The organism is Nocardia sp. A7 (genome assembly GCF_046549215.1).
GTDB lineage: Bacteria > Actinomycetota > Actinomycetes > Mycobacteriales > Mycobacteriaceae > Nocardia.
The window spans coordinates 1,126,365-1,150,733 of sequence record NZ_JAJPWE010000002.1 but is presented as its reverse complement, the minus strand read 5'-3'; the positions used below and the strand labels follow the sequence as shown (position 1 = coordinate 1,150,733).

At 66.7% G+C, this 24,369-nt stretch carries 21 protein-coding genes; 11 read left to right on the top strand and 10 right to left on the bottom strand.

Going from position 1 to position 24,369, the window contains the following annotated elements:
- Positions 1-48: 48 nt before the first annotated feature.
- The 3 genes from rph to ACLJPD_RS16730 all read right to left on the bottom strand — a co-directional run bounded on the left by rph (position 49) and on the right by ACLJPD_RS16730 (position 4,248).
- A complete protein-coding gene (rph, locus tag ACLJPD_RS16740; protein WP_410873090.1) occupies positions 49-2,640 on the bottom strand; it encodes a rifamycin-inactivating phosphotransferase in 2,592 nt (863 codons plus the stop codon).
- A 124-nt stretch (positions 2,641-2,764) separates the two neighbouring features.
- Positions 2,765-3,199 carry a YybH family protein gene (locus ACLJPD_RS16735; protein WP_410873088.1) on the bottom strand — a complete coding sequence of 145 codons (435 nt, stop codon included), beginning with the start codon at positions 3,197-3,199 and terminating at the stop codon, positions 2,765-2,767.
- A gap of 104 nt (positions 3,200-3,303) precedes the next feature.
- Entirely contained in the window at positions 3,304-4,248 is a 945-nt protein-coding gene (locus ACLJPD_RS16730; RefSeq protein WP_410873087.1) for an RNA polymerase subunit sigma-70, read from the bottom strand.
- Between the two features lie 248 nt (positions 4,249-4,496).
- Between ACLJPD_RS16730 and ACLJPD_RS16725 the strand changes: the two genes are divergently transcribed.
- From ACLJPD_RS16725 to ACLJPD_RS16710, 4 genes are all read left to right on the top strand, one after another.
- Positions 4,497-4,790, top strand: coding sequence for a hypothetical protein (locus tag ACLJPD_RS16725; protein WP_410873086.1), 294 nt, complete (start codon positions 4,497-4,499; stop codon positions 4,788-4,790).
- Between the two features lie 96 nt (positions 4,791-4,886).
- A complete protein-coding gene (locus tag ACLJPD_RS16720) occupies positions 4,887-5,864 on the top strand; it encodes a fatty acid desaturase family protein (RefSeq protein WP_410873085.1) in 978 nt (325 codons plus the stop codon).
- Positions 5,865-6,046: 182 nt separating this feature from the next.
- Positions 6,047-7,738, top strand: coding sequence for a dihydroxy-acid dehydratase (gene ilvD / locus ACLJPD_RS16715; RefSeq protein WP_410873084.1), 1,692 nt, complete (start codon positions 6,047-6,049; stop codon positions 7,736-7,738).
- Between the two features lie 87 nt (positions 7,739-7,825).
- Entirely contained in the window at positions 7,826-8,827 is a 1,002-nt protein-coding gene (locus tag ACLJPD_RS16710) for an AraC family transcriptional regulator ligand-binding domain-containing protein (RefSeq protein ID WP_410873082.1), read from the top strand.
- Between the two features lie 297 nt (positions 8,828-9,124).
- Here ACLJPD_RS16710 and ACLJPD_RS16705 read toward each other — a convergent pair whose 3' ends face one another.
- Together ACLJPD_RS16705 and ACLJPD_RS16700 are read right to left on the bottom strand one after the other, a co-directional pair.
- Positions 9,125-10,717, bottom strand: a complete 1,593-nt coding sequence (locus ACLJPD_RS16705) for an MDR family MFS transporter (RefSeq protein WP_410873081.1) — start codon at positions 10,715-10,717, stop codon at positions 9,125-9,127.
- Positions 10,714-11,355, bottom strand: a complete 642-nt coding sequence (locus tag ACLJPD_RS16700; RefSeq protein ID WP_410873080.1) for a TetR/AcrR family transcriptional regulator — start codon at positions 11,353-11,355, stop codon at positions 10,714-10,716. The genes ACLJPD_RS16705 and ACLJPD_RS16700 overlap by 4 nt, the downstream gene beginning before the upstream one ends.
- A 104-nt stretch (positions 11,356-11,459) precedes the next feature.
- Between ACLJPD_RS16700 and ACLJPD_RS16695 the strand changes: the two genes are divergently transcribed.
- Positions 11,460-12,638: an AI-2E family transporter gene (locus ACLJPD_RS16695; RefSeq protein WP_410873079.1), complete on the top strand. Its 1,179-nt coding sequence runs from the start codon at positions 11,460-11,462 to the stop codon at positions 12,636-12,638.
- A 22-nt stretch (positions 12,639-12,660) separates the two neighbouring features.
- On the opposite strand, the gene ACLJPD_RS16690 is transcribed toward ACLJPD_RS16695, so the two are convergent.
- From ACLJPD_RS16690 to ACLJPD_RS16670, 5 genes are all read right to left on the bottom strand, one after another.
- Complete coding sequence (locus tag ACLJPD_RS16690; protein ID WP_410873077.1) at positions 12,661-13,773, bottom strand: glycerate kinase; 1,113 nt, start codon at positions 13,771-13,773, stop codon at positions 12,661-12,663.
- A 31-nt stretch (positions 13,774-13,804) separates the two neighbouring features.
- Positions 13,805-14,608 carry an ABC transporter ATP-binding protein gene (locus tag ACLJPD_RS16685; RefSeq protein WP_410873075.1) on the bottom strand — a complete coding sequence of 268 codons (804 nt, stop codon included), beginning with the start codon at positions 14,606-14,608 and terminating at the stop codon, positions 13,805-13,807.
- Between the two features lie 17 nt (positions 14,609-14,625).
- Entirely contained in the window at positions 14,626-15,666 is a 1,041-nt protein-coding gene (locus ACLJPD_RS16680; protein WP_410873074.1) for an ABC transporter substrate-binding protein, read from the bottom strand.
- A gap of 43 nt (positions 15,667-15,709) precedes the next feature.
- Positions 15,710-16,582, bottom strand: a complete 873-nt coding sequence (locus ACLJPD_RS16675) for an ABC transporter permease (RefSeq protein ID WP_410873073.1) — start codon at positions 16,580-16,582, stop codon at positions 15,710-15,712.
- Between the two features lie 126 nt (positions 16,583-16,708).
- Positions 16,709-17,749 (bottom strand): LacI family DNA-binding transcriptional regulator, encoded by a 1,041-nt coding sequence (locus ACLJPD_RS16670; protein WP_410873072.1) that lies wholly within the window; start codon positions 17,747-17,749, stop codon positions 16,709-16,711.
- A gap of 177 nt (positions 17,750-17,926) precedes the next feature.
- Between ACLJPD_RS16670 and ACLJPD_RS16665 the strand changes: the two genes are divergently transcribed.
- The 6 genes from ACLJPD_RS16665 (at position 17,927) to ACLJPD_RS16640 (ending at position 24,315) form a co-directional block, all read left to right on the top strand.
- Entirely contained in the window at positions 17,927-19,090 is a 1,164-nt protein-coding gene (locus ACLJPD_RS16665; protein ID WP_410873070.1) for a Gfo/Idh/MocA family protein, read from the top strand.
- Positions 19,087-20,277 (top strand): dihydrodipicolinate synthase family protein, encoded by a 1,191-nt coding sequence (locus ACLJPD_RS16660; RefSeq protein WP_410873069.1) that lies wholly within the window; start codon positions 19,087-19,089, stop codon positions 20,275-20,277. Before ACLJPD_RS16665 ends, ACLJPD_RS16660 begins: the two co-directional genes overlap by 4 nt.
- Positions 20,274-21,146, top strand: a complete 873-nt coding sequence (locus ACLJPD_RS16655; protein ID WP_410873068.1) for a sugar phosphate isomerase/epimerase family protein — start codon at positions 20,274-20,276, stop codon at positions 21,144-21,146. Before ACLJPD_RS16660 ends, ACLJPD_RS16655 begins: the two co-directional genes overlap by 4 nt.
- 439 nt (positions 21,147-21,585) lie before the next feature.
- Positions 21,586-22,011 (top strand): cupin domain-containing protein, encoded by a 426-nt coding sequence (locus ACLJPD_RS16650; RefSeq protein WP_410873431.1) that lies wholly within the window; start codon positions 21,586-21,588, stop codon positions 22,009-22,011.
- Positions 22,012-22,061: 50 nt separating this feature from the next.
- The gene (locus ACLJPD_RS16645) at positions 22,062-22,517 is read left to right on the top strand and encodes a MarR family winged helix-turn-helix transcriptional regulator (protein WP_410873067.1); all 456 of its coding nucleotides are present in this window, start codon (positions 22,062-22,064) and stop codon (positions 22,515-22,517) included.
- Positions 22,510-24,315, top strand: a complete 1,806-nt coding sequence (locus ACLJPD_RS16640; RefSeq protein WP_410873066.1) for an AMP-dependent synthetase/ligase — start codon at positions 22,510-22,512, stop codon at positions 24,313-24,315. The genes ACLJPD_RS16645 and ACLJPD_RS16640 overlap by 8 nt, the downstream gene beginning before the upstream one ends.
- Positions 24,316-24,369 lie beyond the last annotated feature (54 nt).

Sequence of the window (24,369 nt, the reverse complement as noted above, 5' to 3'; positions counted from 1 at the left end):
GCGGACCTGCGGGATTTAGCCGCCTCGATTCGGCAGCACTCTCCGTTGTCAGAGGATCTCGACGTAGCCGTCCGTGCCGTTGACCCGGATTCGCTGTCCGTCGCGGATCAGGTCGGTGGCGTGTTCCACGCCCACCACGGCCGGGAGACCGTATTCGCGGGCGATCACCGCACCGTGGGTCATCAGGCCGCCGACTTCGGTCACCAGACCCGCGATGCCGACGAACAGCGGGGTCCAGCTCGGATCGGTGTAGGCGGTGACCAGGATGTCGTCGGCTTCGAGGGTGGCCTGCGCGATATCGGCGATGACGCGGGCGCGGCCTTCGATCGTCCCGGTCGACACCGCCAGGCCGGGGAGTGCGCCGGTGGGCAGGTCCGCGCGCCGGTACACACCGGTGAGAGCCTCGCCGTCCGAGGTGAGCACTCGCGGCGCGGTGAGTGACCGGTACGAGCGGAACGCGGCTTTGCGTTCGTCGATGAGTCTTTGGTCGGCTCGCTGTGTGCGAACGACTTCGTGCAGTTCGTCGAATCGCAGGTAGTAGATGTCGTGGGGCTCCCGGAGCACGCCCGCTTCCACCAGCCGTTCGGCCTCGCGGAGCAGCGCCTGTTTGTAGACGAAGTAGCGGCAGACCATGCCGTACTTCGGGTACTCGCGATATCCGGCGTAGGTGCGGACGCGCTCGATCAATCGCTCGGTCTCGGCGACCTTCTCGTCCCCGTCCGGTAGGGCGCGCAACCGTCCCAGGATTCGTTGTTTCTGTTGCTCGGCGTCGCGTAGGCCCTCGTCGAAGCGCTGCTTGCCCGCGTGTGGGCCGAAGTTCTTGATATTGCCGAGGATTGTCGGCACCAACGTGGCGGGGCTTTCGCTCCATCGCGGCCTGGTGATGTCGATTTCACCGGCACACCGCATTCCGTACTTGGCGAGAAAGTCCTCGATGGCGGACCGCACCTCGGTGGGACAGTCGGGCGGACCGGTCAGGAAATCGTCGTCGCCGATCTGCTCCAGGTACGCCACCACGTCGGGATACGGGCGGATCACATCGGCGACATCCAGCAGCGCCAGACCCATTTCCGCGGTGACGTTGCCAGGAATCGACTGGCTGAGCGCGTCGGCGGCGTTCTTCTCCCCCAGCCATTCGCGCAGCCGCTCGTTGAGCCGTTCCGTGGCGTCCATCGCGGCCATGATCACTTGTAGACCCCTCGGCGCGAACAGGACCCGTCGCAGCTCTCCCTCGATATCGGACCGGATGAAGTCGAGCAGTGCCGGTCCGGATTCGGCCGCTATGTCACGCTTCATCGCCGCGAGGGAAGCCTCGCTCTCGGCGATCAGCTCGGTGACGATGTCGGGATCGGTCTCGATCGGCGCGGGTGCGTCGTGCGACGGCGCGGCCGGTGTGCCGGAATTCTCGTCCGGTACTCGACGAACGAAATCACCGCGGTCGAGCACGGTCCGCAGCGCGTCTCCCATCAGCGGATCGGACTTACCCAGATTCGCTGCCAAGGCGGCGCCTTTCGCGGGCGAGGACAGCATCGCGGTGACGTCGACGAACAACCGGCCTCCCGCGTCGCGCATGGGCGCATTGCTCGTCAGCTGCCATACCGAAATCCCCAGTGGCTTCATCGCATCGGTCATCATCTGCTGATGCCCGACCGACACATACACGTGGTTCTCCCCATCGGTGGCGACAGGAATCGGGAACAGAGTGGTGATCGGCCTGCTCTGCACGATGCGGAACTCCGCACCGTCGCAACACCATTCGATGTCCTGGGGGGCACCGAAATGGGCTTCGATGCGGCGGCCGAGCCGCGCGAGCCGTAATACCTCGTCGTCGGAGAGCACCGGCTCGTTCCGTCGCTCCACCGCGATGTCGCGCACCTGTGTTCCACCCGTCGATATCGGCTCGACGGCGAGCTTCTTCGTGGCGATCGTCTTGGTGGTGATGTGACCGTCGCGGACCTGGTAGAGATCGGCGTTCACGAGGCCGGACACGAGCGCCTCGCCGAGTCCGTAACCAGCGTCGATGGTCACCGCGGTGCGATCGGAGGTGACGGGGTCGGCGGTCATCAGAATGCCCGCGGCGCGCGCGAACACCATCCGCTGCACCACCACGCCCATCTGAATCTTCTTCTGGTCGAAGCCATTTCGCAGTCGATAGGTAACGGCCCGCTCGGTGAACAGCGAACCCCAGCACCGACGCACATGCTCGAGGATCGCGGCCGGTCCCATGACGTTGAGGTAGGTGTCCTGTTGACCGGCGAACGACGCGGTCGGTAGATCCTCGGCCGTCGCACTCGACCGCACGGCATAGGCACCCTCGACTCCCAGCCGGGCATGCGCGGCGAGGATCGCGGCCGCCACATCGTCGGGAACGACCGATTCCTCGACCGTGCGCCGCACCTGCGCGCTCAGCACGGAAATCGCGGTCCGGTCCCCCGGCTCGAGACGCGACAACTCGTCGAGCCGATCCTCGAGCGACGCCACCCCCGCCACCGTCCGCGCGAAGGCCTCTGTCGTCACACAGAACCCTCCCGGCACCTCGACACCGCCTATGCGCGCCAACTCACCGAGGTTCGCCCCCTTCCCACCCACGACCGCGACCTGGGTCGAATCGACCTCATCGAACCCGAGCACATAGGCCATCCCGCTACTCCTCACCTGGTGGTTTCGGTCTTCGCGAGCGATTATGGACCACAGATCCGCGCCTCATGAGGGCCCGAAATCGTGTATACAGTAGAAGGGGGAAGCAACCGACGGGCCGCACCACTTACGGTTGGACGCGCGCCGCCGCTGTCGGGTCTGCGACGGTCGTATCCGCGAACGAATGGTGTTCGTGGGCGATCACCCACCGTTCACCGTCCTTGCGCAGGCCCAGGGTGAGGCGCAGGCGTGTATCCGGCTGTGCGGCAAGGTCTTCCGGCAAACCGCAACGGAGCAGCGCGTGCGCGAAGGCCACGTCGGGCCCGGCCGTCACCTCCAGTTCGACGATCTCGAAAACCGCACCGCCGGCGAGCCAGGTGAAGAACGGCGGCCAACTCTTGCGGTAGGCGTCGATGCCGCGGACGCCGTTCTGCGGTGGCGGCACATCGAACATGACGATGTCGGCGGTGTGGTCTGCGAGCACCGCCTTGAGGTCACCCACACGGATGGCGGCGGTCCACTCGTGGATCAGGGTGCGGATCTGGGTCTCGTCGTGCGACATGACGGTCTCCCTTCGGTGTGCCGAGATCGGGTCTCGGCAGGTGGGAACATCCCACTACCGATATGACCCAGCGATGTGGGCCGAAATAATCGTCGGGCGGAAAATCAGTCGGCCACGGTGTCGGGCAGCGCGAAACGGGGAAAGAGCGTCGGGTCGAGAAACGACACGACCTCGGTGATCGCACCGTCACGCAGTGTCAGTACGTCGAGCGCCATCGCGGCGAACAACGAGCGCTCGGCATCCCACCAGTAGGTGCCGAACGCGAGTCGCCCGTTCGCCACGGTCGGCAGAAAACGCCAACGCCAGTGCAACGGGCCGGTCACCAGGAAGTCCTTGATGGCGGCGTGCCCGGCATACCATTCGGGCAGCGGCGGCATGGCGTATCGGGCGTCGGCGGCGAGCAGGGCGACGATGCCGTCCACGTCGGCGTCCTCCCAGGCAGCGGCGTAGCGCTGGGCAAGTAGACGAGCCCGCGGATCGTCGGGCGCCTGCGATGGCACGCTCTGTTCGATGCGGGCACGTGCGCGTTGCAAGGCGCTGTTGGCCGCCGCCACGGTCACATCGAGCAATTCGGCGGTCTCGCTCGCCGTGAAGCCGAGAACGTCACGCAACAGCAACGCACCGCGCTGCACTCCCGGTAGCTGCTGGACCATCGCCACGAACGCCAATTCGACAGACTCGCGCGCCGTGTAGCGGGCTTCCGGTCCTGGCTCGCCGACACCGACGCCCGGATAAGGTTCGAGCCAGACTCGTTCGGCCGCAGGTGAATCCGCTGCGATGTCCATGGGCAATTCGCGACGGCCGCGCCGCTCGAGCATGGTCAGGCACCGATTCGTGGCGATCTTGTACAGCCACGGCCGGAACTTGTGCGTATCGGTGAGATTCTCGCGCGAGCGCCACGCGCGCAGCAATGCCTCCTGCAACGCGTCGTCGGCGTCGTGCACCGAGCCGAGGAACCGATAGCAGTGCACATGCAATTCCGCGCGCAGCGGGCCGACGAGACGATCGAACTCGGCGCGCGCAGAAGCGGAATCATCGACACTGTCCACCTTCGCGATCATGGCACACCAGCACAGGTGGCAAACCTGAACCATCGCAGCGCCCGGTGTCTCGAAGAGCTCGTGGGGCGTGGAGTCACGAGGGTTGCGGCACTGGTCGAAGTTTTCACTTAGCAGGCCGATCCAAGCGGGTCGGTGTCCTCGAATATGTGACAGATCAGCAAGTACGCAGCATCCCTGCACCGGACGCACACGACGTGGTGTCGACCGCATCCACCGGTACTGCCGTGAGGACACTGATGGTCACCGAGAACCACTGCGATTCCCCGCTCACCCCCACCGCCCCGGCGCCGACCGAAAGGTCGGCCGTGCCGGAACCGCCGTCGTGGGCCGCCCCCGCCCTACTTTTGTCGATCCTGATGCTCGGCATCGACCTGGTGGCTTTGATTCCGCTCGGCGCCTGGATGCGCGACTACGGCATCGGCCTGGTGTGCTCGGTCTACCTGGTGCATGTGCTGGCATCGACCGCGCTGGCCGCCTGGACCGTGAGCCGCATGCCCATGCTCGCGTTGGACACCGACCTGCTGGACTAGCGCCAACGGTTCCCCAGCTCCCTCGGAGCACCGATCTGAATTCTCGGCCAACACCCGGCACACAGCGCCTTCGTGCCTGTCGCCGACCGTGCGGCGATGGCAGGATCGGTGTGTTGGCTGATCTACACAGAGCGGCGCTGCACCATGACCGAAACCCGCGCACCGGGCACCTCCGGTGTCTCGCGAGCGGTCCGCGGCGACCTGGTCAATGTCCGACTCGCCGTGCTGGCGTTGGCCATCGGCGCGATCCAGCTGTTCGTCATCCCACTGGCGCTGCTTCCACGCGACACCGCCTGGGGCTGGATCCTGGTGCCGCTGGCACTGACCACCACCCCGTTCTGGTCGCTGATCCACGAGTCCATCCACGGGTCACTGCTCCGGGATCGGCCGCGCAACGACCGGATCGGACGCATGCTGGCGGTCGTGTACGGGTCGCCGTTCGCGATGCTGAAAGTCGGCCACCTGCTGCACCATCGCTACAGCCGGGTCCGCGAGCGCAGCGAGATCTACGATCCGGCCACGACCAGTCGGTGGCGTGCCGCACCCCCGTTCTATCTCACCCTGTTCGGCGGCCTCTACCTGCTCGAGGTGATCGCACTACTGTTCGCGGCGATGCCCGAACGCACCATCCGCGCGCTGGGACGCTGGGCGGACGCACCGGATTCGGTCGACGGTCTCGTGCTCGAACGAGTGGCGCGGCCGGTGGTGCTGGGAAAGTTCCGCACCGACGCCGCCGCGATCGTCGTCCTCCACACCGCCGCGTTCCTCGCCTACGGCGCGCACGGCTGGATGCTGCTCACCGCGATCGGCGCCCGCGCGCTCATCATCTCGCTCTCCGACAACGCCTACCACTACGGCACCGACCTCGAATCACCAAGGGCAGCAATGAATCTGCGCCTCCCCCGCACACTCGAACGCTTCGCCCTCAGCTTCAACCTGCACGACGTGCACCACCGCCACCCCGGCCTGCGCTGGTACGAACTGCGCACCCGATTCGACGCCGAAGGCAGCCACTACCACCTCGGCTGGTTCAGCGCGGTCGCCCGCCAACTCCGCGGACCGATCGAGCTGTAGCGGTGTGGAAGCCTCCCAGTGGGAAGAACGGCACGTAGGCGATGCCATCGGCGGCTTGCGGCACGTCTCGGGGCGCCGGGCTGTGGGCCAGCCGCCCTGGACGTCGCGGGTCGCACCCACCTTGGTGGCGATGAACGGTGCCGTCGTAGCGATGTCGCACCGGGGGCTCGTAGGCTTGCGCTATGGCACACGACTCCGAACAGCCCGTCGACATCAAGCCGCGCTCTCGCGACGTCACCGACGGACTCGAGAAAACTGCCGCTCGCGGCATGCTTCGCGCGGTGGGGATGGGTGACGAGGACTGGGTCAAGCCGCAGATCGGCGTGGCCTCCAGTTGGAACGAGATCACCCCGTGCAATCTCTCGCTCGACCGGCTGGCCAAGGCCGTCAAGCGCGGGGTACACGCCGGGGGTGGCTACCCGCTCGAGTTCGGCACGATCTCGGTGTCCGACGGCATTTCGATGGGACACGAGGGGATGCACTTCTCGCTGGTCAGCCGCGAGATCATCGCCGATTCCGTCGAGACCGTGATGATGGCCGAGCGCCTCGACGGTTCGGTGCTGCTCGCGGGCTGCGACAAGAGCCTGCCCGGCATGCTGATGGCCGCCGCGCGGCTGGACCTCGCGAGTGTGTTCCTCTACGCGGGTTCGACCCTGCCCGGCAACATCGACGGCAAGGACGTCACGATCATCGACGCTTTCGAGGCTGTCGGCGCCTGCATCAAGGGGCTGATCACCCGGGAGGAGGTCGATCGCATCGAGCGGGCGATCTGTCCGGGCGAAGGCGCGTGCGGCGGCATGTACACGGCCAACACGATGGCATCGGCGGCTGAGGCGCTCGGGATGAGCCTGCCCGGGTCGGCAGCCCCGCCTGCACCGGACCGTCGCCGCGACGACTTCGCCGAGAAGTCCGGTGAGGCTGTCGTCGGGCTGCTGCGCAAGGGGATCACGGCACGCGACATCATGACGATGGAGGCGTTCGAGAACGCCATCACGGTCGTCATGGCGCTCGGTGGGTCGACCAACGCCGTGCTGCATCTGCTGGCCATCGCCCGCGAGGCCGGTGTCGACCTCACGCTCGCCGACTTCAACCGAATCGGTGACAAGGTGCCGCACCTGGGCGATCTCAAGCCGTTCGGTCGCTACGTCATGAACGACGTCGACAAGGTCGGCGGCATCCCCGTCGTGATGAAAGCCCTGTTGGACGCGGGTCTCATGCACGGCGACGTCATGACCGTCACCGGTGCGACCATGGCCGAGAACCTCGCCCATATCGAACTCGGCCTCGACGGTGATGTCATCCGACGCCTCGATCAGCCGATCCACCGCACGGGCGGACTCACCATCCTGCACGGCTCGCTGGCACCTGAGGGCGCCGTCGTGAAGAGCGCGGGTTTCGACTCCGACGTCTTCCGTGGCACGGCGCGGGTGTTCGACGGGGAACGTGGCGCGATGAACGCGCTCGAGGACGGCACGATCGTGGCGGGCGATGTGGTCGTCATCCGCAACGAGGGCCCCAAGGGCGGACCCGGCATGCGCGAGATGCTCGCCATCACCGGCGCCATCAAAGGCGCGGGCCTCGGCAAGGACGTTCTGCTGCTCACCGACGGCCGATTCTCCGGCGGCACGACGGGTTTGTGCGTGGGCCATGTCGCGCCCGAAGCGGTGGACGGCGGCCCGATCGCCTTCGTCCGCGACGGTGATCCGATCGTCCTCGACGTCGCCAACCGGCTCCTCGACGTCGAGATCGACGACGACGAACTCGCCGCGCGCAAGGTCGGCTGGGAGCCGCTGCCACCCAGGTACACCTCGGGTGTGCTGGCCAAGTACCGCAAGCTCGTCAGCTCGGCCGCACACGGCGCCGTCACGGGCTGACCGGCACGAATCCTGACCGATGAGGGCCTGAACAAGCACGGAAGTGGTAGAACCGGTTCACCGACGAGGTGCGCGGAAGGAGACGTGATGGCGACCGACCAGAGCTTGCTGCACCGTTTCGTCATCTCCCAGTTCGGGGCCGCCGGGCTGGATCGTGCGCAGCTGATTCGGGAGACCGGGGTCCCGGATTGGTCGATGACCGGCCACGACGTGCATCTGCCGAGTTCGACGTTCTCCCGATTGTGGGAGGTCGGCGAACATCGCCTCGGGCCGGACGTCGCCCTGCAGGTCGCCCGGCGCTACGAACTGTCCAGCCTCGGTCTCTACGACTACCTGTTCGCGTCCGCGCCGACGCTGGGCGCCGGGCTGGCCACCTGTGGTCCCTACATCACCGCGGTCACCACCAATCATCGGTTCGACCTGGTCGCCGAGGCGGAGGGCGAGTCCACCCTCTACCTCGAGATGCTCGATGGCGAAGGCCGAGGAAGGGACCACACCCAACTGTGGGGATTATCGGCCGTGCTGAGCCGCGCGCGCCGGGTCGTCGACGATCCGTTGGACCCGGTGCGCGTCTCACTGCGCCAATCCGCACCAGCGCACATGAATGGCTTTCGCGCCGTATTCGGTTCGGCCACATTGGAATTCGACGCACCCACGGATTCGATGACCTTCCGCTCCGCGGATCTGGCGCTGCCACTGACCACCGCGGATCCCGTACTGGCCGCGGTGCTGCAGCCGCTGGCCGCCGCGCTGGACCCCCCGCCGACCCTCGCCTCGGCCTGGCCCGACCGGGTGGCCGACGCAGTGGACGAGGCCATCGAGGCCGGCGACGTCTCGCTAGACAGCGTCGCCCGGATCCTCAACATCAGCCCGCGCACCCTGCAGCGGCGGCTGGCCGAATCGGGCACGACCTGGCGGGCCGAACTGGATCGCGCCCGCAGCACCCGGTTGTCGCGAGCGGTGTCCGCCGGGTCGGTCGGCGGCGCCGGACAGGCGGAGCTGCTCGGCTACTCCGATGCGAGTTCGTTGCGCCGCGCTGCCCGGCGCTGGTCAGCGGGTTCCCGTCCGGTTCGGGCCGTCACGTCCTGAGGTAGGTCGAGGCGACCCGCCAGAACATTTCCCGTTCCAACAAGCGGAAGTCCCATCCGTCGATGAGATCGCGGAAGGTGGCGACGATACCGGCTACATCGAAATCATCCCGGGTTGCGGTGCCCTTCGATTCCAACGCGGAAATCACGTATGCGGTGGCACTCTCCCTTGTCACGGACACCGCACTCTCCCATCGTTCGTACTCTGACAATACGAACGTAATTCTCGAATCGAGTCGGGATCACGACAAGAACAGAACGCGCCAACCTCGTGCCGAACGCGCCAACCGGTCGCAGATCAGACCTTCTCGACCAGGTCCGTCCCGTCCTCATCCATGACCGCTTCCCCGCGTGCGACCATTCCCGCTTCGTCGGACAGTGTCAGGTGCGGGATGAACAACGCGAGCCCGAACGCCAGCACGGCACCGGGAATCAGGTACCAGAACCCGGGGACCAACGCGTCGACGTAGGAGCTGACGATCGCGTCGTGCAGATTCTCCGGCAGATTCTTGACCACCGAGGGGATCAGCGCACTCGGGTCGAGTTTCGCGGCCGCCGCTTCCTGCCAGTTCGCCTGGAACGCGCCGGTGAGATTCTCGGTCAGCCTGCTGGTGAAGATGGAACCGAAGATCGCGATGCCGAGTGCACCACCCATCTCACGGAAGTAGTTGTTCGCGCTGGTCGCCGTGCCGATCTGGTCGGGCGCCACCGCGTTCTGCACCACGAGCACGATGATCTGCATGATCAGGCCGAGGCCGGCGCCCATGACGAACAGCATGGCCGACACCACCCACATCGAGGTGTCGGCGTTCAGGCGGGTCAGCCACAGCATGTCGATCCCGATGAGCGCGGCGCCGATCGGCGGATACACCCGGTAGCGACCGGTTTTGGTGATCACGGCCATCGAGGTGATCAGCGTGAGCATCATGCCGATCATCATCGGGATCATCAGCAGGCCAGACACCGAGGCGGAGGTGCCGCTGGCCATCTGCAGGTAGGTCGGGAGGAAGCCGATCGCCGCGAACATCACCAGGCCGACGAGGAATCCGATCGCCGAGGTCAGCACGAAGGTTCGATTGCGGAACAGCCACAGCGGCAGCAACGGCTCCGCGGCCCGCGACTCGACGAACACGAAGGCCGCGACCACCACGATGAAAGCCGCGATCATCGACACCATCACCGTCGAGCCCCACTCGTACTGCTTGCCGCCCCAGTCGGTGATCAGGATCAGCAACGTGGTCGCGCTCGACAAGAGCACGATGCCCAGGTAGTCGGGCCGGAACTTGGGCCGATGGCTGGGGATGTCCAGGTAGCGGAAGGCGATGACCAGTGCGGCGATACCGATCGGCACATTGATCCAGAAGCACCACCGCCAGTCGAGGTGGTCGGCGAACAGACCACCGAGCAGCGGTCCGGCGACCGAGGTGATCCCGAAAACGGCGCCCATCGGAGCCATATACTTGCCGCGATCCTTGGCAGGCACCACATCGGCGATGATGGCCTGCGCCAAGATCATCAGACCACCGCCACCCACGCCCTGCAGGCCACGGAAGGCGATGAACTCCCAGAACCCGGTCGACGCAGCGGCACCGACGGACGCGGCGGTGAAGACGGTGATCGCGAACAGGAAAAGCCACCGCCTGCCGAACATGTCGCCGAGCTTGCCGTAGATCGGCATCACGATGGTGGTGGCGAGCAGGTAGGAGGTGGCGGTCCAAGCCATGTGCGAGACGCCGCCGAGTTCGCCGACGATCGTGGGCATAGCGGTGCCGACGATCATCTGATCGAGGCTGGCCAGGAACATGCCCGCGATCAGCGCGGAGAAGATCAGCCAGATCCGCTTCTGTGTCAGGACGATCGGGGCGGGCGGCGAGTCAGCCGTCGTGGTCATCGGAGCGTCTCCCTTGTGCTGTCGTCCGGCCGATCGAACAGCCGGGCGGCCATGGCGCACTGCGCGTGCAGCGCGGCGGCCAGCGACCCGTTCGGGTCCGCGGCCAGCGACATCGCTGCCCGCGTGGTGATGGTTGTCATGATTCCCGCGGTGAGCGAGGCGAATTCGGGGGCGACGTCGGTCCCGAGCCGGGCCGAGAGGAGCACAGCGGTAGCGGCCTCCAGCCGGGCGCCGGAGGCGATGAACACGGCGAGCACTCGCGGTTCGGCCGTCACCAGTTCGGTGACCAGCGAAATACCCTCGCGCACTTCGTCTTCCGGCTGGAAACCGGCGGCGTGCAGCCAGGTGAGATCCTCGATGAGCACTCCGGTGGGACCGCCTGCGATGAATTCCTGCCTGGCTTCGGGGGTGCCGATCTCCCCGACCGGGCCGACCACCGCGTCGAGTTTGGTGTCGTAGTAGTTGAAGAAGGTGCGTGACGAGACGCCCACCGCCTTGGCGATGTCATCGATGTTGGTCGCGTCCAGCCCGTGCTCGACCGCCAGTCGCCGCGCGGCGAGGCAGAGATCGAGCAGGGTTCGCTGCTTCTTCTGCTCGCGCAGACCGACCGAGGCCTGCTTGGCCGACTCCTGTGTCACGCCCGACAAATTAGCACAAACTGCAATATTTCAGAAACTGCAACTATCTCGCCGACAGCCGCGTCGGTGCCGGGAAACGGGCCGGTCCGGGGCGACACTGAGTCGTGGACATCGACTCCGACGACACTGCTCCGCAGGCGCCCGCGCGCACCAGAATGCCCACGTGGCTACCCCGGGCGATGGTGCTGGCACTGGTGTTCTTCGGGCTGTTCCTGCTCGCCGACTGGGCATTCCATCGGCTGACCGACCTCCTGATCATCTTGTTCGTCGCGTTCTTCATCTCGCTGGCGATGGAACCAGCCGTCGCGGTACTGGTGCGCCGAGGTGTGCCGCGCGGGCTCGCCACCGGGCTGGTATTCGTCGGTACCTTCGCCTGCGTGCTGGCCTTTCTGGCCGCGCTGGTGACATTGCTGGTGGAGACGGCGACCAACCTGGCCCACGAAACGCCACGACTGCTCAACGAGGGCGTCGACCGGTTCAATCACACCTTCGGTCAGCACTTCACGATGCACGACTTGAGCCAGCGACTACTGCGCGAGTCCGACCTGCTCGAGACCTACGCGCACACCGCCGCCGACAATGCCTGGGGCGTGTCGACCACGGTCCTGGGCGGTCTGGCCCAGGTCCTGACCATCGCACTGTTCAGCGTCTACCTCACCGCGGGCGGCCCGAAGGTGCGACGCACGGTGTGTTCGCTGCTCCCGCCCGCACGCCAGCAGACCTTCCTGCACGCCTGGGACCTCGCCATCGACAAAACCGGTGGCTACCTGTTCTCGCGGATCCTGCTGGCGATCGTGTCCGCGGTCGTGCACGGCGTCTTCCTGTCGATCCTGCACCTCCCCAACCCCATCGCCCTGGGTGTGTGGTTCGGCGTGATCTCCGCGTTCATTCCCACCATCGGCACCTACATCGCCGCGATCGTGCCGGTGTTCGTGGCGCTGACGGTCGATCCGATGGACGCGGTGTGGATCGTCTTGTTCGCGGTCGTCTACCAGTGGTTCCAGGACTATCTGCTGCAGCCCCGGATCACCGCGCGCACAGTCGACGTCAACGCCGCGATCGCACTGCTGGCGGTGCTGGCCGGTGGCGCGCTGCTCGGAGCGGTCGGTGCGTTGCTGGCCATCCCGGCCACCGCGACCGTGCAGGCGTTCCTGTCCGAATACGTGAAACACTATGCGGTGAAAGAAGATCCGCGCATCGAGCAGACGACAGCGCGCCGAAAGCGGGCCGCAGGCAAAGCCGAAGGTGTTGTCGCACAACAGGAAATTCAGAAACCTGATTGATCTGGCGAGCGTCTGGCTCGCGCTACGCACAGGTGGTGCGGCCGATCTGTCGTCCGATTCGAGTCAGCAGTTGCCTGGTCAGCTCAGGGTCGCCTGCGGTATCACGGTCGGTGTAGTCGCCGAGGGAGTAGATGTCGGCGAATCCTGCCGGACCCCACTGGTCCGGGGACAGCGTGCTCCGACCAGCAACGGCGACGACCGGAACGGGGTGGGCGCGGCGGGCCAGCACCGCGGGCAGCTTGCCGTTCGCTGTCTGCTCATCGATACTTCCCTCCCCCGTGACGACCAGGTCGACCTCGCTCAGGTGGCGATCGAACTCGAGCAAGTCCAGAAAGTACTCGGCACCCGACACGATCGTGCCGCCGAGCAGTAACGCGGCGAAGCCGATTCCGCCCGCGCTGCCCGCCCCGGCCACGGACGCCACAGCCATCGCGTCCGCGTAGCCGCAGCGGGCGAACGCTCGGACGAGGTTGTGCAGACCGGCGTCGAGAAACTGGACCTCGGCGGCGGTGGCTCCCTTCTGCGGCCCGTACACGGCGGCCGCGCCGTTCGGCCCGAGCAAGGGATTGGTGACATCACTGGCGACCACGATCTCGACCCCGGTCAGCCTCGCCGCCCGGGACGAGTCGACCGTGTGGACTCGGGCCGAGTTCCGTCCGCACGCTCGCAGTTGCCTTCCCTGCGCATCGGCGAACGTGAAGCCGAGCGCTGCGAGCAGTCCCATCCCGCCATCGGTGCTGGCACTGCCACCGAGGGCGAGCACCAGCCGGTGCGGGCGAAAGCGCAATGCTTGCGAAATGGCTTGTCCCACACCCAGACTGCTCGCGTCCAGCGGCAGCCGGCGACCGTTCGGCAGGGTGGTGAGGCCGCACGTGTTGGCGACCTCGACCACCGCGGTGCCGTCGCCGACGGCGATCTGACCGTAGCTCGGCGTTCCCGCTGCCCCGGCCACCGTCACCGGATGCCGAGTGAAACCGGCCGCTATCGCAGCCTCGACACTCCCGTCACCGCCGTCGGCCAACGGCATTCGGTCACTGTCGATCCCCGCTGCCGACAAGCCCTCGGCCAGTTGATCGGCTACCTCGGCCGCGGAGAGGCTTCCTTTGAACTTGTCCGGGGCAAGCAGCACCCTCACGCCGTTGACTTCCTCTCAGTACCGACGATGATCAATCCGCGTGCGCCACCGAGCCGAGCAAGTCCCGGACCCGGTTGGCGACGGTGATGAACTCCGGCGTTTCCATCGTCGTGGCGTAATCCCGGTGCGCCGGCAGGTCGACATCGAGCAATTCGATGATCCGGCCGGGCCTTGGGCTCATCACGACCACCCGGTTGGCGAGGTAGACGGCCTCGGCCACCGAATGGGTGACCAGCAGCACCGTTGTGCCCGTTTCCCGCCAGATCCGATGCAGCTCGACGTTCATCCGTTCCCTGGTGAGCGCGTCGAGCGCGCCGAACGGCTCATCCATCAGCAGCACTTCCGGTTCGTGCAGCAGGGCCCGGCACAGCGAAACCCGTTGCTGCATACCGCCGGAGAGTTCGTGCGGCAGTGCGTTCTCGAAGCCGCTGAGACCGGTCATCTCGATGAGACGCGCGCATTCGGCCGCCGCGGCCCGCTTGTTCATGCCACGCATCTCGGCTTGGAGCAGGATGTTCTTGCGGACGGTCCGCCATTCCAGCAGCGCGGCTCGCTGGAACACGTAGCCGATATTGCGCTGCGGCCCCCGCACGGGGGCACCGCCGAGTTCGACGCTGCCCCCGCTCGGATCGGTCAGGCCCGCGACGACTTTCAGCAGCGTCGACTTGCCGCAGCCGGACGGGCCGACGATCGAAACGAATTCGCCGCGTCGGACCTGGAGGTCCACCTCGTGCAAGGCGGTGACCTCGCCACGTTTGGACGAGAACCGCACGCTCAGATTGTCCACGGCTACCGCGGTATCGGTGCGGGCGATGGTGTCGGTGGGTGTGCTCATATCGTCACCTACTCCGGTCACGGTGTGCTGGTGGGCGTGAACTTGGCATCCCAGTACTTGGCCGGGTCCTCCGCCTTTTCGAGGAGCTTGGCATTGCTGAGCACCTCGACGGTGGCGCGCCAGTTCGCTTCGACATTGGTTCCCGGCGCCTTACCCGCGGTCTCCGGCGTGCTGAGCAGCGGGATGGTCTGCTGCCACTGCTGCAGCAGCACCTGCGTCGGCGGCAGCTGCGGATCCTTGCCTTCCATCGCGGCGACCGCTGCCTCGGGCTTGGCGACCGCGGCGGCGAAGGCCTCACTCGTCGCGTTGACCATGGCCTGCACCAACTCGGGCGAGGACTCGATGGTGGCCTGGTTGGCGATCAGGCCGTTGCTGAAGAAGTTCAGGCCCTGGTCCGAATAGCGCAGGTAGCGAACCTCTTTGCCACTCTTGTTCGCGATGGTCGGGCCCTGGTCGTGCGCGAATCCGATCAGCCCGTCGACGCGACCCGAGAGCATCGCCGCCATCTTGCCTGCCGAGTCGAGGCTCTGCTGGATGACCTGATCCGCCGGAACCCCCGCCTTGTCGAGATAGACCGGGAAGGTGGTAGTCGGTGCGTCACCCGCGGAGACAGCGATGGTCTTGCCCACCAAGTCGGCCGGGGTCCGGATATTCGAATCGGCGTAGACCTGCACTGCCGACGGCGTCGTCTGGAGGAAAACGCCGACGCTCTTGACCTTCACGCCCTTGTCGATATTGCTCAGGACAGCCGGGGTGTCGGCCCAGCCGAAGTCGGTCTGCTTCGAGCCGGTGGCCTGCGTGGTTTTGGTCGAGCCCTGCCCGGCCGAGATCTTCAGATCGATCCCGTGCTTGGCGAAGATGCCTTCTTGCACCCCGTAATAGAACGGTGCGTGTTCGCCGTAGGGATACCAGTTGAGCATCAGCGACACCGCGGTGGTCTTCCCGTCGGCGCCGGGGGCCTTCGCGTCGTCACCGCCGCCCCCGCAACCGGTCAATACCAGGACCGAGGCCACCGCGGCGGCGCCGATCGACGTGAGTGTGCGAGTTCTGAAATTCATGCGAGTTCTCCAGCTGTGGCGCGAATACAATTGTTCGACATGCTCATGCCCCGCCGACGACCGAAGCCGTTGACCGACGCGAGGCGTGCCATGGAATGAGGAACTGCTCGGCGATTTCGATGATCGCGAACAGGATGATGCCCAGCATCGACATGATGATCAGGGCGGCGAACAGCATCGCCGTGTCGATATTTCCGTTGGCTTGCAGAATCACATAGCCGAGCCCTTCGTTGGCGCCGACGAATTCGCCGACGACCGCACCGGTGACCGCGAGGGTGGCGGCGATCTTGAGGCCGGACATCAACTGTGGCAGCGATGCCGGAAAACGCACCTTCACAAAGGTTTTCCAATTGCTCGCGCCCATGGTGGAGGTGAGTTCGAGGATTTCGGGATCCACCGACCGCAATCCGGCCATGCCGGAGATGACGATCGGGAAGAACGCCATCAGCACGGCCACGAGGATCTTGGGGCTGGTGCCGAATCCGAGCCAGACGATGAACAACGGTGCGATCGCGATTTTCGGGATGACCTGCGCGAACAGGATGAGCGGGTACATCGTGCGCTCGACACCGCGGGAGTAGATCATCACCAGGGCGACCGCTTCACCGACCAGCGCGGCGATGAGGAAACCGACCACCGTTTCATAGGTGGTGACCCAGGTGTTCTCGAGCAGATAGGTCGAATTGTCGACAGTGGTTCGCCAGGTGTCGCCCGGCGACGGCAGGATGTACGGCTCGACGAGCTCGAACTTCGTGACTGCCCACCAGGCGACGACGAGCACCGCGACCAGGGCGAGCGGCCGCCATACGGTCGACCACAGCGCGGAGAGGGATGGGAGCTTGCGGCGCCGAGTGCGAACGGGTTGCGCCGCTTTCGGTGCGGAGGAACTGGCCTCGACGGACGTGACTACCGCCATCTGGAGTCCTAAAGCTAGTAGTGGAGCGGGGTTCGAACTGCACCCGCCGGGAATGCGCTTTCCGAAGCTGGACCCGAGGCTAGTGTGACCGGACCCACAGTGTCAAGGGTTTCGCATTTTCCCTGGTCAGATCTGGCGGAAATCGCTACTGCCGCGCAAGATCACGCGACCGGGCACGAATTCGTGCGCCCGCGAAGGCGTCGCGGCGTCGTCGAGCGCGAGCGCGACGGCGCGCTCGCCGATCTCGACCAGCGACAGCGCTACCGTCGACAGACCGGGCACATGGTCGCGCAGCGTCGGGATGTCATCGAAACCGGCGACGCAGACATCGTCGGGGACGACGAGGCCGCGCTCGCGCCACGCCGCGATCGCCCCGATCGCCATCACGTCGCTCACAGCGAAGACGCAGGGCGCGACCCCACCGACCTGCCCGGGGCGCAGGTCCAACGCGGCGGCGAGGCGGCGAGCGGCGCTGAAACCACCGTCCCGAGAGAAGTCTCCCGCGATCTCCACCAGCGGTGTCACCCCCTGCGTCGCGAGCGCTTCGACGAAGCCGTTGCGCCGGTCGACGGCGGTCCTGATATGGCCGGGACCGCCGATGACGGCGAAATCCCGGTGCCCCTGGCCGAGCAGGGCATACGCCAATTGTGCTGATGCGGCATAGTTTTCGGGCTCGACAGCGGCACCGAAGGAGAGCGGTTGCCCGATCACGACCACCTTGCCGCTGTTGTCCAGATATCGCGCGCATTCCTTCTCGAGATCGCGGTCCAGATCCCCGCTCTGACGGGAGCCCGCCAGGATGATCGCGTCGGCGCGGTGCGAGATGAAGGTGCTCACGGATTCGCGTTCGATGTCGAAATCGCGTTGCGTGCTGGCCAGCAGGACGAGTTTGCCCGCCCGGCGCGCCGCCGTCTGGACGCCCTGCACGATCGAGGAGAAGTAGGGGTCGGCGATATCGTGCACGACGAGCCCGATGAGCCCCGTCGACGACCGCGCGAGGGCCTGGGCCTGGGCATTTGCCACATAACCCAATTCGGCGGCGGCGGCGCGAACGCGGTCGGCGACCCCTTCGCCGGGAACCCGTGACGATCCGTTCAGCACGCGCGAGGCGGTCGCCTGGGAAACCCCCGCCCTGGTTGCGACATCCTGCAGTCTCACAGCCGCCATGGCTTCGTGCCTCGCTCTCTCGGTGCATGTGGGGGTTGACCGAACTCGGTGACTTAGCATAGCTTGGAAAGCGCATTCCGACGCTGCCTTGTCCACCCGCATTGTGCGGGTCCCACCGCACCGTGCGCGACCCATTCTGCGGTCGTCAGCCACGCAAATCAGAAGAGGCACAACCCAATGCCCGATTCCACTTCCCCACGCACGCTCCGCATCGCCATGAACGGCGTCACCGGCCGCATGGGCTACCGCCAGCACCTGATGCGATCGATCCTGCCGATCCGCGACGCCGGCGGGCTGCTGCTCCCCGACGGCACCCGCGTCCAGGTCGAGCCGATCCTGGTCGGCCGCAATGCCGCCAAGCTCGCCGAACTCGCCGAAGAACACGGCATCGCCGAATGGAGTACCGATGCCGCCGCCGTGATCGCCGATCCGTCCATCGACATCTACTTCGACGCGCAGGTCACCTCCCGTCGCGCCGAGGCGCTCGCGGCGGCGATGAAGGCGGGCAAACACGTCTTCACCGAGAAGCCGACCGCCGAAACGCTGACCGAGGCCGTCGAGCTCGCCAGGGTCGCTGCGAACGCCGGCGTCACCGCGGGAGTGGTGCACGACAAGCTCTACCTGCCGGGCCTGGTGAAGTTGCGCAGACTCGTCGACGAAGGTTTCTTCGGCCGGATCCTCTCGCTGCGTGGCGAATTCGGCTACTGGGTCTTCGAAGGCGACGGCCAACCCGCCCAGCGCCCCAGCTGGAACTATCGGGCCGAAGACGGTGGCGGCATCGTCGTCGACATGTTCTGTCACTGGAACTACGTGCTCGAGGGGCTGCTCGGCAAGGTCGAGGCGGTCACCGCGAAGGCGACCACCCACATCCCCACCCGATGGGATGAACACAGCGAGCCGTATCCGGCCACCGCCGACGATGCCGCCTACGGGATCTTCGAGATGGAGAACGGCGTTGTCGCACAAATCAATTCCTCGTGGGCGGTGCGGGTGTACCGCGACGAGCTCGTCGAGTTCCAGATCGACGGCACGCACGGCTCCGCCGTCGCCGGCCTGCGCAAGTGCGTTGCGCAGCATCGCTCGCACACACCCAAGCCGGTCTGGAATCCGGATCTCCCGGTCACCGAGCCGTTCCGCGATCAATGGTTGGAAGTCCCGGCGAACGCGGAGCTCGACAACGGCTTCAAATTGCAGTGGGAGGAGTTCCTCGCCGATGTGGTGAACGAACGCCCGCACCGCTACGGTCTGCTGTCGGCCGCCCGCGGCGTTCAGCTGGCCGAACTGGGGCTGCGCAGCTCCGCCGAAGGCCGTCGGATCGAGATCCCCGAGGTCACGCTGTGACCACGACGTCCACCGGCATGTCCATCATGCTGCCCGTCGACGGCCGACTCGAGCGGTACGTACTCGGTTCGCCTGGCGCCTGGACACGGCCGACCCGACCGATCACTTCGCGCGTGGCTTTCGCGGCCGCGCACGTGATTCCGCACGCGACGGCGGACAACACCCCGGGTGCGCCCGCGTCTGTCGACTGGGAATCGACCCTGGCCTACCGGCACGAACTGTGGTCCTACGGACTCGGTGTCGCCGACGCCATGGACACCGCACAGCGCGGCATGGGCCTGGATTGGACGGCGACAGCGGAATTGATCCGCCGATCGGGGGCCGAGGCGGCCACGGTCGGTGGCAGGCTCGCTTGCGGCGCAGGCACCGACCAACTCGACCTCGACGGGCTTCCCGCCGGATCGGCCGGACTCGCCAGGATCGTCGATGCCTATCGCGAGCAGATCGACGTGGTGACCGAGTCCGGAGCCCAGGTGATCCTGATGGCCTCGCGGGCCCTCGTGCGGGTCGCCCGATCGGCCGCCGACTACGTGTCCGTCTACGAGAAATTGCTCGCCGGGGTGGATCGACCGGTGATCCTGCACTGGCTCGGCACCATGTTCGATCCCGCACTGCACGGCTACTGGGGCAGCGCCGATATCGACACCGCCACCGAGACCTTCCGCACGCTCATCGAGAACAACCGAGCCAAGATTGACGGAGTCAAGGTCTCGCTGCTCGACGCGGCACACGAGATCGCACTGCGACGCGCGCTACCCGACGGGGTACGGCTCTACACCGGCGACGATTTCAACTACCCCGAGCTGATCATCGGTGACGCGCAGGGACATTCGGACGCTCTGCTCGGTATCTTCGCCGCGATCTACCCCGCTGCCTCGACCGCCCTGCAGGAACTCGACAACGGCAACGGCGCGCGGGCATCCGAAATCCTCAGTGCCACACAGGCACTCGGTCGGCACATCTTCGCCGCACCGACCTATTACTACAAGACCGGTATCGCGTTCCTGTCGTGGCTCAACGGTCAGCAACAGGGCTTCTCGATGGTGGCCGGGCTGTCCACGGGCCGATCCGTTCCACACCTGGCCGAATTGCTCCGGCTCGCGGACAAGGCCGGACTGCTCTCTGACCCGGAACTGGCAGCGCACCGCATGCGGATCTATCTCGAACTGAACGGAGTGCACTCATGACATCGGTTGCGGCACAGCACATGCCATTCGATCTGGACCACCCGTACCGGTCGCTGTCGCTGAACACGGCGACGACGAAGAAGTGGACACTCGCCGAGGCAGTGGACGGGGCTGCCCGTGCGGGGCTCGGCGCGGTCGGGCTGTGGCGCGATCGGGTCGATGAGATCGGTGCAGTCACCGCGGCGAAGATCGTCGCCGATGCGGGGTTGCGTGTTTCGAGTCTGTGCCGCGGCGGCTTCCTGACCGAGCCGGGCGACGGGCAGTCGGCACTCGACGACAACCGCCGCGCCATCGATGACGCGGCCACGCTGGCCACGGGAGAACTGGTGATGGTGATGGGCGGGATGCCGGACCGGGACCTCGCCGCCGCGCGGGCGCGGGTCGAGGAGCGGCTCGCACTGCTGGTCCCGTATGCGGCCGAGCGCGGTGTCCGTCTCGCGCTGGAGCCGTTGCACCCGATGTTCTGCGCCGACCGTGCGGTGATTTCCACACTGGCACAGGCATTGTCGATGGCGCAGCCGCATCCGGCGCACGTCGTAGGGGTCGTGGTCGACACCTTCCACATCTGGTGGGATCCGACCCTGGAACAACAGATCGCCGAGGCCGGTGCCGCCGGACGGATCAGCTCCTATCAGGTGTGTGACTGGCTGAACCCGATGACGGCCGATCCACTGTTGTCGCGGGGCATGATGGGCGATGGTGTCATCGACTTCGCGACGATCGGTCAGTGGGTCCGCACCGCGGGCTATCGCGGCGACGTCGAGGTCGAAATCTTCAACGCCGCGGTGTGGTCCACCGATGGCCAGGACGTGATCGAGACGATGAAGGCCCGCTACCGAGATCTGGTCCTTCCGGCCCTCGTGGACTGACCCGAAAGGCTGTCGGCGGACCGCGAACCCGTGGTCTGCCGGCTAGCTGGACGTTGTCGCCTGCGGGTAGGGCACGCACCGCCTGTCCGACGCAGGCAACACCGTAGAACCGGCGAGGTCGGCGGGTTCGTGTCGGTAGTGCCCGCGACTTTCGTGAACACTCGATGGCATGAAACCCGTTGCCCCTGAAGCGACCGGCACCGATCCGATGCTGGTCACCACACTCGACGACTGGCAGGCGGCAGGTGACCAGCTGTCGGTCGACGACGACCGGACCGTCTGGGCGGCAGATGACGAGGCCGCGCTCCTCGCCGCCGACGCACTGCCCGCCACCGCACAGATCCTCGTGATCACCCCGCGCGAGGCCACCACCGGGCATCGTTGGGTCGGCGATGTCCGGTGGGCCCGGCGCGGACCCGCAGGCCGCCACACCGAACTCCTGCACCGGCCGCCGACCGCGGAAACCCTGGACCTGTTGCCGCATCCCGAAGGCGGCTGGTTCCGCGAAACCTGGCGCAGTCCGCATACTTTCGTCCCCGCCGACTACCCGGGGCCGCGCGCCGCCGCGACCGGCATCCTGTTCCTGCTGCCCCAGCACGAGCAGTCGATCTGGCACGCGGTGCGCTCCGACGAACTCTGGATGTGGCACCGAGGCGGGCCACTGGAACTCGCGCTGGGCGGCGACGGCGACACACCCGCCGCGACCGAGACCGTGATCCTCGGCCCCGCCATCGAATCAGGGCACCGCGTGCAGCACCTCGTCCCGGCAGGCACCTGGCAGGCCGCCCGGCCCTGCGGCGGCGAGGAGGTGCTGGTCAGCTGCGTAGTCGCGCCGGGCTTCGACTTCGAGGACTTCCGGAGCTGAGGGATCGACCTCCCCGCAACCCTGTCGACCGACGGGTTTATAGTTGCATCATGCAACACCAGTCGGGCGGATGGTCGCCCGAGCTCGTCGCGGTCCACGACGCGCTCACCCAGATCGTCCGCGAAACAATCGCGGGGCGCCCCGCGGCGGAGGGCATCCCTTCGTTCGCGCAGCGGTCGGCGTTGTCCTACATCGAGCGGAACCCCGGCTGTCGTGCCACCGAGCTCGCCGAAGCGTTCGGTGTGCATCGCTCGACGGTGTCGCGACAGTTGCGGACCTGCATCGACGCGGGCTGGGTGGCGGCGGGCGAGGGCAATCTGCGTGCCGGATATCCGCTGACGCTGACCGCCGCGGGGCGCCGGGCGCACGAGGCCGCAATCCAGCAGGACCTCAGGCTGCTCGGCGAGCGCACGAACGACTGGACAGCCAACGACATCGCCGACTTCGCCGCGGCGCTGCGGCGATTCGCGCACCCCGACCAGACCCTTGGAGGCGAGCATGCGTGAGTTCACCGCGCCGGCCACATTCACCATCGCCGAGGACGAGACCATCGTCGGCTCGGTCTACACCCAGGCCGCACAGTTCCCGGAGCGGGTGTTGTTCTCCCGGCCCGCGGGGGATCGTTGGCTCGACGTCACCGCCGAGGAGTTCGCGCGTCTGGTGTCCGCGGTCGCGAAAGGCTTGATCGCCAACGGAATTCAGCCCGGAGACCGAGTCGTGCTGCTGTCGGCCACCCGCTTCGAGTGGACGCTGCTCGACTTCGCGATCTGGGCCGCCGGTGCGGTCACCGTCCCGGTCTACGATTCGTCCTCCGCCGACCAGGTGCGGTGGATACTCGAGGATTCCGGTGCGGCGCTCGCGATCGTCGAGACCGTCACGCACAAGGACCTGCTCGCGGGTGCGCCGGACACGCTTCGGCGGACGGTGGTCATCGACGACGGCGCCGAAACCGTGTTGATCGCCGACGGCGCCGATCTACCCGCCGACCGCCTGCGCGAACGGCTCGACGGCCTGCGCGCCGACGGCCTCGCCTCGCTGGTGTACACCTCCGGCACCACCGGCCGCCCCAAAGGCTGCATGCTCACCCATCGCAACTTCCTCTCCGAAGTCCGCGGCATCCGCAGCGCCAGCATCGGCGAGGTGGCCCGTCCGGGGCAGCGGATGCTCACCTTCCTGCCGTTGGCGCACGTGCTGGCCAGGGCGGTGTCGCTGGCAGCGTTCGAATCCGGGATGACGCAGGCGCACTGGGCGGACTTCAAGACCATCACCGGACAGTTCACACGCTTCCGCCCACACACCATTCTCGGGGTGCCGCGCGTGTTCGAGAAGGTGCGTGACGGCGCGGAGAAGAAGGCGCGCGACGGCGGCAAGATCAAAGCCGCGGTGTTCGGATTCGCCGAACAGACCGCGGTCCGATGGAGTGAGTCGTTGAACCACACCGGCGGTTTCGCACGACGGCCGTCGCTGCTCCTGCGTGCGCAATACGCGCTGTGCGATCGGCTGGTCTACACCCCACTGCGGGCGGCGCTGGGCGGTGACTGCGAGTTCGTCATCTCCGGCGGCGGCGCGCTGACGCCTCGACTCGGGCACTTCTTCCGTGGCGTCGGCGTCCCGGTGTACGAAGGCTACGGCCTGACCGAATCCACCGCGGCGCACTGTGTCAACGTGCCGGGCTCGGTGAAGATCGGCTCGGTGGGACAACCGTTGGGCGGCAACGCCGTTCGCATCGCCGACGACGGCGAGATCGAGGTGGGCGGCGGTGTGGTGTTCGCCGGGTACTGGCGTAGCGAGGAAGCCACCGCCGCCGCGCTGCACGACGGGTGGCTGCGCACCGGCGACCTCGGTGCCATCGACGAGGACGGATTCCTGTCGATCACCGGCCGCAAGAAGGACCTCCTCGTCACCGCGGGCGGCAAGAACGTCTCCCCCGGCCCGATGGAAGATCGCATCCGTTCGCACGCGCTGATCTCGCAAGCCGTGGTGATCGGCGACGGTCGCTCGTTCATCACCGCGCTGATCACCATCGACCCGGAGACGTTCACGGCATGGAAGACAGCAGGCGACCGACCGGCTGACGCCACCATCGCCGAGCTGCGCACGGATCCGGCGCTGCTGGCCGATGTTCAGCAGGCGATCGACGACGCCAACAGCACTGTCTCCCACGCCGAATCCATCAAGAAGTTCGCCGTCCTCGACCGCGACCTCACCGAGGAAGCCGGTGAGCTCACCGCCACCCTCAAGGTGAAGCGGCACGTGGTCGCCGAGCGGTTCGCCGACGAAATCGAGCAGCTCTACCGAGCCTGATCGCCGCCCCCGGCCGAGCAGCAGTGCCAATTCGACGGGCAGCGCCGATCGGTA